The sequence below is a fragment of the Pseudomonas sp. BN411 genome (genome assembly GCF_029871235.1).
GTDB lineage: Bacteria > Pseudomonadota > Gammaproteobacteria > Pseudomonadales > Pseudomonadaceae > Metapseudomonas.
In genome coordinates this window covers 78,663-90,734 of record NZ_SSOM01000050.1, presented here as the reverse complement: position 1 = coordinate 90,734, position 12,072 = coordinate 78,663, and the positions used below count along the sequence as shown (strand labels likewise).

At 66.0% G+C, this 12,072-nt stretch carries 7 protein-coding genes; 3 read left to right on the top strand and 4 right to left on the bottom strand.

All coding sequences use genetic code 11. From position 1 onward, the window contains the following. Window positions 1-7,950 (bottom strand): Ig-like domain-containing protein (locus tag E8F06_RS07150; protein WP_280365635.1); only part of this gene is annotated, 7,950 nt, incomplete at its 3' end. 299 nt (window positions 7,951-8,249) lie between these two features. Here E8F06_RS07150 and E8F06_RS07145 point away from each other — a divergent pair. Both E8F06_RS07145 and E8F06_RS07140 read left to right on the top strand, forming a co-directional pair. After that, window positions 8,250-8,837 carry a tail fiber protein gene (locus tag E8F06_RS07145; RefSeq protein WP_280365633.1) on the top strand — a complete coding sequence of 196 codons (588 nt, stop codon included), beginning with the start codon at window positions 8,250-8,252 and terminating at the stop codon, window positions 8,835-8,837. Between the two features lie 18 nt (window positions 8,838-8,855). Further along, complete coding sequence (locus E8F06_RS07140; protein ID WP_280365631.1) at window positions 8,856-9,428, top strand: tail fiber protein; 573 nt, start codon at window positions 8,856-8,858, stop codon at window positions 9,426-9,428. A 22-nt stretch (window positions 9,429-9,450) separates the two neighbouring features. Here E8F06_RS07140 and E8F06_RS07135 read toward each other — a convergent pair whose 3' ends face one another. Then, a complete protein-coding gene (locus E8F06_RS07135; protein ID WP_280365628.1) occupies window positions 9,451-9,753 on the bottom strand; it encodes a hypothetical protein in 303 nt (100 codons plus the stop codon). 91 nt (window positions 9,754-9,844) lie between these two features. Between E8F06_RS07135 and E8F06_RS07130 the strand changes: the two genes are divergently transcribed. After that, a complete protein-coding gene (locus tag E8F06_RS07130) occupies window positions 9,845-10,312 on the top strand; it encodes a GNAT family N-acetyltransferase (RefSeq protein WP_280365626.1) in 468 nt (155 codons plus the stop codon). Here E8F06_RS07130 and E8F06_RS07125 read toward each other — a convergent pair. Together E8F06_RS07125 and E8F06_RS07120 are read right to left on the bottom strand one after the other, a co-directional pair. After that, a complete protein-coding gene (locus E8F06_RS07125; protein ID WP_280365624.1) occupies window positions 10,300-11,277 on the bottom strand; it encodes a sulfotransferase family protein in 978 nt (325 codons plus the stop codon). The genes E8F06_RS07130 and E8F06_RS07125 overlap by 13 nt on opposite strands. Then, window positions 11,265-12,065: an aspartyl/asparaginyl beta-hydroxylase domain-containing protein gene (locus E8F06_RS07120; protein ID WP_280365621.1), complete on the bottom strand. Its 801-nt coding sequence runs from the start codon at window positions 12,063-12,065 to the stop codon at window positions 11,265-11,267. Before E8F06_RS07120 ends, E8F06_RS07125 begins: the two co-directional genes overlap by 13 nt. Window positions 12,066-12,072 lie beyond the last annotated feature (7 nt).

The window sequence follows — 12,072 nt, the reverse complement described above, 5'->3', positions numbered from 1 at the left end:
GGTGGTGTTCAGCCCGGTGTTGCCCGCCGCGTCCTGCACACCGGTGTTGTCCAGCGTGATCAGATTGCCGGTGTTGGTAGTACCCGCCGTCGGCGTCAGGGTGGCCGTCCAGGTGATGCCGCCGTCGCTGGAGCTGAGATTGCTCAGGGTGCCATTGGCCACGGTGAAGTCGGCGGTGGTCAGGCCGGTGACTGTCTCGCTGAAGGTGATGGTGACAGTGGTGGTTTCACCCGCCGCCAACGCGCTGTCCGCGACCGTGATGGTGGCGGTCGGACGCTGAGTGTCGATGGCGTAGGCGCTGGAGGTGGTGGCGTTCGCCCCGGTGTTGCCCGCCGCGTCGGTGTAGCCGGCGGCGTCCAGGGTGATCAGGTTGCCCGCGCTCACGCTGTTGGCTGTTGGGGTCAGGGTCGCGGTCCAGGTGATGCCGCCGTCGCTGGAACTGAGGTTGCTCAGCACACCATTGGCCACCGTGAAATCGGCGGTGGTCAGGCCGGTGACCGCCTCGTCGAAGGTGATGGTGACGGTGCTGGTCTCGCCCGCCTTCAAGTTGCTGTCGCTGAGCGAGATGCTGGCGGACGGCCGGATGCCATCGACCACCAGGGCCTTGTTGGCCCCCAGGGAACCGGCAGCGCCGGGGGCAGCCAGGGTGAGGATGGCATCCTGGCTGGCAGCGCCCTTGATAGTACCGCCGTTGAGGGTCAGGGCCACGCTGGAGGCATAGTCGAGATCGGCCGCAACGTCACCCGCCTGCACCGTGTAGCTGAAGGTCAGGGTATTGCTGCCCGAACCGGAAACGTAGTCGAGGGTCCGGTCGGAGACACCGGTCTCCAGCAGCAGTTGGGGGGTGCCGGTCACGTTGACACTGGCGTCGAAGGTCACCGTGATGGTGATGACATCGCCGATACCGTACTGGCCATTGCCGTTGCTGGACGTCACACCGGTCACCCTCGGGAAGATGGGTGCGGCCAGGGTGACGTCGTTGCCGGTGCCGCCGATGTAGCTGGCGGTCAGCACGGTGCCGTTGCCAGCAGAGGCCTGGATGCCGTCTTCGGGGAGACCACTGAAGTTGCCGGTCACGCCATCGGCGAGATCGTTGTCGATGATGGTGTAGGTATCGCCCTCCCCCGGCGCGTAGCCGTGAGTGACGGCCAGGGTGGCACCGCTCACGTCCACGGTTCCGTTCACCACGATCTGGTCATGGCCCGAGCCCGCGATCAGGCCATTGATCTGCAGCGCCAGGGTGCTTCCGGCCGCCATGCTGAGGGGGCCATTGATGGTGAGGATGCCCGCTGCGTTGCCTCCCGGAGCAAGCGTACCGCCGCTCTGCACCGTCACAGCACCGCCCAGCGTTCCGATACCGGCCAGGGTGGCACCGCTGCCCACGGTGGTAGCGCCGGCCGTGCTGCCGTTGACCACCAGGGTACCGGCGGAAATATTGGTGGTGCCGCTGTGGGTCTCGGTACCAGTCAGCGTCAGGGTCTCGCTGCCGCTCTTGGTCAGCGTGGCGCCGCCGGAAATCACGCCGGACAGGGTGGTCGCCGCATCGGTCCGGATGGTCGCCCCGCCCGACACGCTCACGTTGTTGTCGATGGTGGTAGCGCCGCCGATGGCCAGCGTGCCGCCGGCAAGCACCAGGTCGCCGCCGCCGAGGTTGGCGTCGGACGCCACCTTCAGGGTGCCGCCGAGCAGCGTGGTCGTGCCGGTGTAGGTGTTGTTGCCGGACAGGACCACGTCGGTGTGGTTGCCGGCGACCGAGTAGCCGTTCACGGTCAGGTTGCGCGCGCCGCCGCTTTCGCTGATGACGCCGCTGAAGGTGATGTTGTCGGCGCCCGTGGCCGGGGAGCCGGTGCGCAGCGTGGCATCACCGAGCAGCACGATGTCGTTGCTGAAGGTACGGCTGCTGCCGGCCACGCCGAGCGTGGAGCCTGCGGTCAGGTTGATCGTGCCACTGCCCAGGGTGCCGGTGCCGATCGCGGCCACCAGGCCAGTGCTGCCGCTTGAGGACAGGGTGAGCGGGCCGGTCAGGCTGCTGGCGTTGCTCAGGTAGATCTGGCTGTCGCCGGCATTGAGGCTGAACGCGCCGCTGCCGCTCATCGCGCCGCCGAGGCTGATCACCACGCCGGTGCCGCTGCCGGTGGCGTCGAGCGCGACCGTGCTGATCACCTGGGTCGTGCGGTTGAGCGTGAAGGTGCTATTGGCATTGATCGCCAGCGTGCCGCCAGCGAGCTTGAGAATGCCGCCGCCGATCTGGCCGGCCGAGGTGACCACCGTCTTGCCGTTGATCTGGCCGAAGGTCCAGTTGCTGGCGCTGTTGCCGAGGTTAGTCAGGTTAAGCGTGCCGCTACCGCTCTTGAAGAAGTCGCCACTGCCGGTGATCAGGCCCGACAGCGTGGCCTCGATGCCGAAGCCGAGTTCGATGGCGCCGGAGCGGCTGGTGATGTCGAACGCGTTGTCGATGGTCTGGCCGTTGGTGGTGACCGAGAAGGTGCCGCCATAGACGCTCACCAGACCGCTGCCGAGGTTGCTGTCGCTGCCGACCGCCAGGATGCCCTCGCCCAGCGTGGTGGTGCCGGTGTGCGCGCTGGTGCCGCTCAGCGTCAGGGTGCCGAAGATGCCGGTCTTGCTCAGTGTGCCATTGCCGGAGAACACGCCCGAGGCGGTCCAGTCGACGTTGGCATTGAGCGTGCCGCCGCCAGTGCCGAAGGCCATGGCGTTGTCGACCGTGACGCCGCCGGAGGTGACGTCGAAGGTGCCGCCGTCGAACTGCAGCGCGCCACTGCCGAGCGCGTCGTCGTTGCCGACCGCCAGGGTGCCACCGTTGAGTGCGATAGCGCCCGAGTAGCCGGCCTCGTTGCCGGTGCTGGTCAGCGTCAGCGTGCCGGCGCCGGTCTTGGTCAGCGTGCCGCTGCCGGCCAGCGTGCTGGCGATCGTGGCGGTGTCGGTCAGACCGTTGTTGAGGGTGAAGGCGCCGCCCAGCGTGATCGTGCTACCGGTGATGACGAGGCCGTTGGCGCCGTCGAGGTCGAGGGTATCGCCCGCGCCGCCGGTGACGCCGCTGCCGAGGGTGATGGTGCTGTTATCGGCCAGTACCACGCGAATCGTGTCGGCGCCGCCCTGGGCCGCGCCGCGCGCCAGCGCTTCACGCAGGCTGAAGCCGTCCGCCGCGTCGCCGCCAGCGTCGTCGTTGCTCTGGTCGACGTAGATGGTGTCGCAGGTCAGCGTGACGTCGCTGTTGACCGTGCCGCCCAGGCTGTCGGTGAGCGCGAAACGGATATTCGCGTCACCGTAAGGCGTGGCGTTGTTGTAGCTGATGTTGCGTACCACGTCCTGCACCAGCGCGGTGGACGCCGGAAGGCTGCTGCCGGTGAAGGTGATGGTCAGCACGCCGCCGGCGTAGTTGTAGGTCGCGAAGGTGAGACCGGCGAACTGCAGGTCGCCGCTGGAGGCATTGCCATTGACGCTGAAGTTGGCATTGCTCAGGTCGAAACCGAACAGGTCGTTGGCGCTCGGGTCAGCGCTACCGCCGGTATAACGCTGCACCACCAGGCTGCCGCCGTTCCAGTTCACCAGGTCGTCTTCGGCGTCGCTGACCACAGCGTTGCCGCCGGCATCGAGCACCACCGTGGTGCCGGCGGTATAGGGCGTGCTGTCGCCGTCGAGACCGGTCACCACCGGCAGGGTGTTGGTCGGTGCCGTCAGGGTGAAATCGTTGCCGGTACCGCCGACGTAGCTGGCGGTCAGCTCGGTGCTGTTGCCGCCGGCGATCAGGCTGGCGCCTTCGGCGAGGCCGGAGAAGGTGCCGGTGATGCCGCTGCCTCCGGTGTTGTCGAAGATGACGTAGCTGTCGGCCAGGTTCGGTGTGTAGCCATGAGTCACGGCCAGGGTGGCGCCGGAAACGTCCACTGTACCGGTGACCACAATCTGGTCGTACTGGGTACCGGCCGTGGTGCCGTTGATCTCGACCGCCAGGACACTGCCCGCGTTCATCTGCAGGTCGCCGTTCACCGTCAAGGTGCCGGCGCTGTTGCCCGGCGACAGGACGCCGCCGCTCTGGACCGTCACATTGCCACCCAGCACGCCACTACCGGCCAGGGTCGCGCCGCTGGCCACCGTGGTCGCACTGGCGGTACTGCCGTTTACCGACAAGGTACCGGCGGAAACGGTGGTGGTGCCCGAGTAGTTGTTGCCGCCCGACAGGGTCAGCGTGCCGCTGCCGGTCTTGGTCAGGGCGCCAGCGCCGCCGATCGCGCCGCTCAGGCTGAGGGCCAGGCCGGTATCCACCGAGACGCGGCCGGCGCTCGCGCCCAGCGTGATCGCGTTGTCGATGGTCCCGGTGCTGGTGACCGACAGCGTGCCGTCGTTCAGTTGCACGGTTCCGCTGCCCAGGTTGGCGTCGCCGGCGATGGAAACCGTGCCGCCGCTCAATACCTGCATCCCCCAGCTCTGTCCGCTGTTGGTGCCGGACAACGTGAAGGTGCCGCCGCCATCCAGCGTCAGGGTGCCGGAGCCGGTGATGGCGCCGGAGAAGGTGCTGCTGGTGCCGTTGATGCCGACCGTCAGCGCGGAGCTACCGAGGGCCACGGTACCGGCGCCGGACAAGGCGTCGATGGTCTCGTCGGCCGAGATGGTCAGGGTCGCGCCGGACGCCACCGCCACCGACGTGTTGTCGTCCAGCGCGCCGCCGACGCGGTTGAGCGTCAGCCCGCCCGCCGACACGTTGGTGGCGCCGGTGTAGCTGTTGTTGCCGGTCAGCGTCAGCGTGCCGCTGCCCTGCTTGGTGATGCCGAACCCCGAGCCCGAAATCACACCGGCATAGCTGGTGCTGGTGTTGTCGCCACCAGCGGTCAGCGCGGCGTTGAGCACCACGCTGCCGGTGCCTGCGAGGGAGCCGATGGTCTCGGCAGTGGCGATGGTCAGTACGGTGCTGCCCGACTGCGTCACCGCACTGCTGTTGCCAAGCGCCGAGCCGCCGCTCAGGGTCAGGCCGCCGCCCGTGAGGTTGACGGCGCCGCTGTGGGTGTTGCTGCCGGACAGGGTCAGCGTGCTAGCGCCGGTCTTGGTCAGGCTGCCGCTGCCGCTGAGAACGCCGCTGACGGTGGCATTGGCGCTGGTGGAAATGGCCGCAGCGGACGCCAGCGCAATGGCGTTGTCGACCGTGGTGGCGCCGGTGATGGCCAGGGTGCCGCCGTTCAGCGTGATGGTGCCGGAACTCAGGTAATCGTCGTTGGCGATCGACAGCGTACCAGCGGTGATGGAAGTGCCGGCGGTGAGCCCCGCCTCGTTGCCGCTATTGGACAGGACCAGCGTGCCGGCGTCGGTCTTGTTCAGGCTGAACGCCCCGTTCAGGGCGCCGCTGAGGGTCATCGTGCTGCCGGAGGCGGCGCTGATGTCGGTAGCCCCCGCCAGGGTGACGTTGCCACTCAGGGTCGAAGAGCCAGAGACCAGGTGAATGGCACCGTAATTGACGGAGGATACCGAGGTGCCGCTACCGCTCACCACGAAGCTTTCGGCAACGGTCAGGGCACCGGCGATACGCACCGTTGCGCCATCGCTGACGGTAGTCCCGCCCGCAGTGGTACCCAGTGCATTGGCGTGGCTGACGAGCAGGGTGCCGCCCGTGACGTTGGTGGCACCGGTGTAGGTGTTGTTGCCGCTGAGCTGCAGGATCGACGGGGACGTCTTCGTCAGGCTGCCGCTGCCGGAAATCACGCCAGAGAAATTGGCGATGTTGGCACCGCCGCCACCGGCGACGCTGATGGTGCCGCCGCCCGCGCCCAGGGTGATGGCGTTGGTGAAGGTGGTGGGCGTTCCCGCCGCGCCCGTCACAGTCATGGCCAGGGTGCCGCCATCCAGTGTCAGGTTCCCGGTCGACAGACGCGTCCCGGTGTCGGCGGTGAGCGTTCCGCCCGTCACCGACACGGCCCCGGACCAGAGGGCGGAATTGCTGGTGGACCCCAGCGTCAAGGTGCCAGCGCCAGACTTGGCCAGTGCGCCACTCCCTGCGATGGTGCTGCTAACGGTTGCGGTGTCGCCACTCCCATTCACAAAGCTCAGCGCGGTGCCGCCACCCAGGGTAATGGTGCTGCCGGTGATGTTCAGACCCGAAGCAGAATCGGCGTTGAGGGTCAGACTTTCGTTGATGGCCAGGTCACCGGCCAACGATACGGTGCCGTTGAAATTGCTGCCGAAAACCAGCGTCTGGCTGCCCGTGGCGTCTTGAGCGGCAATGGCCACCGCCTCGCTGATGCTCACGCCGTTAGCCGCGTTGATCGTGGCGGTGTCAGTGGTGTTGGTGATGTAGATGGTGTCGCTGGTGACCGTGGTATTGGCCGTGGCGCTGGAGGTGCCGTCGCTCAGGGTGAAACGCACCGTCGCATCGCCGGCCGGGGTGTCGCTGCGGTAGGTGATATGTCGCGCCACGTCGTTGACCAGCGCGGTGGTGGCTATTGCGCTGCTACTGGTGAAGGTGATGTTCAGCACACCGCCAGTGTTGGTGAAGGTGGCGAAGGTGTTGCCATTGAACTGCAGGTTGTTACCGCTGACCGTGAACAGCGTGCCCGCGGTATTGAAGCCGAAGTCATCGCTGGAAACCGCATTGTTGAGGCGCTGCAGGATCAGGCTGGCGCCGGCCCAGTTGCCGTTGCCGCCGTTGAGGGCGCCCAGTTCCGCGTCAGCCAACGTAGCACTTGCGCCGGCGTCCAACGTCACGGCGCTACCAACGCCGGCCCAGGCCACGCTGTCGCCATTGACGTTGCCGAGGGTCGGCGCGGCATTGGCGGGAGAAGTCGTGAAGCTGAGGAAGTCCATGTTGGCTGGACTCCCCTCATCCGGATCAGCTCCCGGAATCACGTCCAGGAACCGCACTGTGAAAGAGGTGATGTTCTGCAGGTTGGTGGTGATGACGATGGTCTGATCGGGCTGATTCGAAATCAGGCCGCTGGCGACCTTGGCGGCATAGTTACCGGTCGGGTAAATCTCAAACTGGTAGTCGCCTAAGTTGCCGGCAAGTGGCCGCACCGTGATGCTGTCGAGATTGAATGCCGTGCCGGAGACACTATTGATGGTGAACTCGACGGATGGCGAATTGAACGCGTTCGTGTCGACGTTCAGATAAATGGAATCAGGCGTGCCCAGCACGTCACCGGCGGCCTGGTTGTCCGAATAGCTCCAATCGTCAATACCGTTGTTCAACCAGCCGTCGTTCAGCGTTACGGTGGCCAGCAGAGAGTCGTAGTCTGGCGCTGCGTCCTGCCAGAGCGAAGCGGCATCAAGACTGCCGACCTGGGCTTCGAGATTCCAGTCGCCGCCTTTGCTCAGGGCACCCGTTGCATCACTGGAAGCCGCCACATCGGCTGCTGTGAGGCTGGCGATCTGCTGGATCAGAGTCTGGCCGGAACCTTTGGCCACATCGCAGCCGTAGATCAGGATATCGCCGTCCGCCTTCAGCGAATCGCCGATGGCGGCCAGATCGTCGGCACGCTGCTGGACGCTGCCCGTGTCCAGCACCGAGGTGCCGAGCAGCACCTGCCCTTCCGAGCCATGGCTGATGATATGGATGGCATCGATGCCACTGCGGCCGTCCAGGTAGTCGGCGATCTGCTGCAGGCCATCCTTGCTGCTGTCCAGCACCACCACTTCGGTGCCCGGCTTGATGGCCGCAACCAGTTGCTGGTAATCCTTGACGCCGTTATCGACGAACACCACTTCCTGGCGCTGGTCGCTGGTGCCTCCAGTGGGGGTGGCGGCCAGGCCGTCATGGGACGAGCTCTCGGCTGCAGCGGTGTCCTGCGCATCAGGGGTGTCGGTGGGCTGACTCGCTGCGGTATCAGCAACGGTAGCGGCGACAGCGCCGTCGAACATCATGCGAGGTTCGAGGGGCAGAGCCAGGGGAGAACGGACTTCGGCCTGGGACGGGCGGCCGGATTCTTTATTCTTGTTCGACCAGAACATGCTGTGCGCTCCCTGTCGGTGACTCTGCACTGCCTGATTAGTCCGACGATGTTATTTGCTTTTTCCTACTCTGAAAATGGCTTTCAGCCATCAGCCTGCCATCAATGACCAAGAAGTCTTAAAGCGCCCCGCTTTACTTCGTTTGAGTCACAGAATCGACGTTTCCCTGTGCTAAAGAACAAGAGGCGAAAGGAAATTTCGTCTATTGTTCACCGCGCGCAGGGAAGTGCCATTCTATTGCCAGTACTTCCTTGCCTATTCCAATAAAGCCTCACACACGCAAGGAAGGAATCAGTCTCATGAGTGACCAGTCCTATCTCGGCTCGATCAGCGGTTGGGCCCCCAATTTCGCTCCCCGTGGCTGGGCGTTCTGCCAGGGGCAGACGATCTCCATCGCTCAGTACAGCGCCCTGTTCTCACTCCTCGGCACCGTCTACGGCGGTAACGGCCAGACCACCTTCTGCCTGCCGAACCTGCAAGGTCGCGTGCCCGTCGGCGCCGGCCAGTCCCCCGGCACCTCCCCGTACACCCTGGGCGAGATGGCCGGCACCGAGTCGGTCACCCTGACCACCGCGCAGATGCCCGCCCACACCCACGTCGCTACCGCGACCGCCACCGCCTCCCTGCCCGCCAGCACCGCCGCGGCAACTTCGGCAACACCAGCCGCGGACAGCGTACTGGCCGTCGCCAACGGCGCCTCGGGCCGCACGCCCGTGGATGTGAAGATCTACGCCCCGGCCCCTGGCTCGGTGAACCTTCCCCTGTCCAGCGCAGCCACCGTCAACGTCCAGGCTGCTGGCAGTAACCAGCCCCTCTCCATCCTGCAGCCGTTCACCGTGATCAACTACATCATCTGCATGGAAGGGGTCTTCCCCTCCCGCAACTGACGGCGCGAGGACTCACGAATGGATATCGAAAGTTACCTCGGTGTGATCGCGCCCTTCGCCGGCAACTTCGCACCACGGAACTGGATGACCTGCAGCGGCCAGTTGTTGTCGATCCAGCAGAACCAGGCGCTGTTCGCCCTGCTGGGCGTCACCTATGGCGGCAATGGCGTCCAGAACTTCGGCCTGCCCAACCTCAACGGACGGGTACCGGTCGGGCAAAGCGCCCAGCAGCCCCTCGGCCAGATGGCCGGTTCGGAAAACGTCACGCTGACCACGCTCAACCTGCCCACCCATACCCACGGTGCCACCGCCGAGGCGACTGTGGTGCTGCAGTCGTCCACCACGGCGGCCGCCTCCGAGCAGCCTGCGGCAGACGCCACCCTGGCCCAGGCGCAGGGCGCCTCGGGCCGTACCGGTGTGACCGTGCAGATCTACGCTCCGGCTCCGGGAAGCGTCCAGCTGCCGGTGCAGGCGAGCGTCCAGGTAACGCTGGGTCTCAGCGGTCAGAACCTGCCCACTGGCGTGGTGCAGCCGTTCCTGGCACTGACCCAGTGCATCTGCACCCAGGGAGTGTTCCCGAGTCGCAACTGACCCGGGCTGCCCGCTGCCAGGCCTAGTTGAACTGGGCCTGGTAGTGGCGCTGACCGTCGAGGGGAGAAACGATCGGGCTGAGGTGCAAGAGGTACTCCCGCCCGCTGGCGCTCTTCAGGCGGTACTGCGCTTCCAGCAGGAGCACGCTCATCGGCGTGGTGAAGATCAGCGAGAACGGCGTGCGGAATCCCGGGTTGGGAGCACTGCCTTCCACCAGCCTCAGCAAGGTCAACTGCACAGGTTCGGGCACCGTCTCGGCGGTGAAGACCTGGCCAACCTCAGAGGCGAACATCTTTGCGGTAAGGCCCTGGGTTTCGATGAACATCTGGTCACTCCCTGATCGTTAGGAATTCAGGCACGGGCCTGGGCGGTAGAGGAAATTACAGCAGCGCATGATCGAGATAAAGACGGCTGACATGCTGACCAAGCGGGTAGCCAATGCGGCCGACGAGCCCTGGATGCGTCAGCTCTTCGCCCAGTTGCGCGGGCTGGACCCGGCCATGATTGCCGCCTGCCCCGCCCTCCTCGAACAGCAGTGGCAGCTCCAGCAACGCGTCTTCGCCAGCCACTATCCCGAAGCCCATACGGAACTGGTGCTGCTGGACGACGCACCGATCGGGCTCATTACCCTTCATGAAGGCGCCAGCACCATTCGCGTACTGGAAATCGGCCTGGCAGCCCATTACCGGGGGCGTGGCTACGGCCAATGGCTGCTGGGGGATCTCATCCGCCGCGCAGACCGGCAATGCAAAGCGCTGGAGCTGGCGGTCATGGCGCACAACCCGGCTATTCGCCTTTACCAACGCCTGGGATTCCGCACCCTGCCCGCAAGCGCGGACGAGGTGCAGCTGCAGATGCGCCGCGACCCCGTTCAGCGCGACTGATCCAGGCGCAGCGCCTCCAGCGCCTGGTAAGGACCTTCCGCCCAGCGAGACACTGCATCGCGCAAGGCGGCCGGGGCCGAATTGCGTTTCTGCTGCGTGTCCGCCGCGAACGTCTCACCCGGCCGCTTGGCATTCTGCCGGCTGGCAGCCATGACCACCTCCAGCTGATCGGGCGCCAGCCGCAACCGCTCGCGCAGCCGGCCCACCACAGCGTGGGGCAGCTCGCTGTAATTGAGCGCCAGCCCGCCGTATTCCCGGCACATCACGGCCGCCTGCTCCAGCAGGCGGCCCAGCCGCCGGACAATGTAGTCCTCGCGTGGCACCGTGGCTTCCCCCGCCTCGTTCAGCGGTGAAACCCCAAGCTGTCCGGGAATCATGTGCATGCCGGGCATCCGCAGGTGCGACGCGGCGATCTCCAGGGGATCGCGATAGAGGAACACCCAGGGTGTCTCCGGGAAGCAGCGCCGCAGGATGGGTAATTCGAACAGGTTCCAGGCATCCAGTTTGACCACCAGGTGCCGCGCCGAAGGCGATGGGGCCTGACCCAATGCCGAAAGCATCGCGACAACGGCAGCCTCCTGGGCACAACCGGCGAGTCCGTCCTGGTAGTGGCCACGCAGCAGGCTGTCCAGAGGCGGAGGCTCGGACAGGACCACATGGCTGTCCAGGCAGGCCAGCATCTGCGCGATCAGCGTAGAACCGCAGCGGGAGGCATGAAAGACGAACGCATCTGGCGCCAGGCCGGGGCTTGCGGCCTGCCAGTCCAGCAGCGCCTGGAGGCTGGTCTCGCGCCGAAACGCCTGGTTGAAGGGCAGGCGCAGGGCCTGGTCCACGTCGTCGCGAAAGAAGGGTCGGGTCAACCGCTGCTCGCCAAACCAGCACCAGTCCACCCGCCACTCGCCCTCGTGCTGCCAGGTTCGGATGGGCAGCCAGCCGCTGAAATCTTCCGGGTTCATGCTCGCCATTGATCGTTCCATGCCCGCTTGCCCTGGCGCATCGCGGTCAGGACTTCCGCTTCAGAAAAATACAGGTCGTGCTCGGCGCCCAAGGCGACTGCCGCACGCTGAAATTCACCCACGTCGGTCAGTGCGCGCAGGCTCCGGGCCAGCTGCGCATCCCGCTCCACCAGTTCGCGGAAGCGTGCGAAGGCCTGCTCCGCCCTCCCCGGCCGCAGCGCGAGTGTGTCGGGCAGTCCCTGTTCGATGAGCCCAAGCAGCCAATCGTTGGGCTGGCAATCCAGCACCAGGTGAATGCGCTCGCCCGGCCCGGGGTTATCCACACGATGCGGGCGGGACAGATCGAGGAACCAGCATTGCCCCGGCTGCATGGGCACTTGCAGGCCATCGACGAGGAACTCCACGCCTTCCGGACTCAGCAGCGGCACATGCAGGCGCAGGTCGCTGCCGGGCTTGCCGAGGTCAGGGTCACAGTGCTCGTGGATGCGCGAGCCCGGCCCCAGGCGCAGCAGGCGCGCACTGCGCACGGTGGTATGGAAGGCATCCAGCAGATCGTTCCAGGCAGCCTCTCGCTGCCACCAGCCACTGCGAACCGGCGCGCCCTGCCCGGGAGCCAGCGGCAATGGCGCATCGTCTGGGGCGATCAGGGCGACTCCGCTCCAGTCACCCTCGTAATAGCCGGTATTGAAGTGGCGTTGCCACGCAGCCTCGTCGATTCGTCCCAGGGCTTCCAGCATGGGCGCCAACGCGAATGACAGAGGCAGGCGCGAACAGATGGGTAGTGGCGGCATCGGCATTGAATCG

Excerpts from the sequence above, each read along its gene's own strand:
- E8F06_RS07145 (WP_280365633.1), top strand. The coding sequence starts at position 8,250 with ATGAGTGACCAGTCCTATCTCGGCTCGATCAGCGGTTGGGCCCCCAAT.
- E8F06_RS07140 (WP_280365631.1), top strand. The coding sequence starts at position 8,856 with ATGGATATCGAAAGTTACCTCGGTGTGATCGCGCCCTTCGCCGGCAAC.
- E8F06_RS07135 (WP_280365628.1), bottom strand. The coding sequence starts at position 9,753 with ATGTTCATCGAAACCCAGGGCCTTACCGCAAAGATGTTCGCCTCTGAG.
- E8F06_RS07130 (WP_280365626.1), top strand. The coding sequence starts at position 9,845 with ATGCTGACCAAGCGGGTAGCCAATGCGGCCGACGAGCCCTGGATGCGT.
- E8F06_RS07125 (WP_280365624.1), bottom strand. The coding sequence starts at position 11,277 with ATGGCGAGCATGAACCCGGAAGATTTCAGCGGCTGGCTGCCCATCCGA.
- E8F06_RS07120 (WP_280365621.1), bottom strand. The coding sequence starts at position 12,065 with ATGCCGATGCCGCCACTACCCATCTGTTCGCGCCTGCCTCTGTCATTC.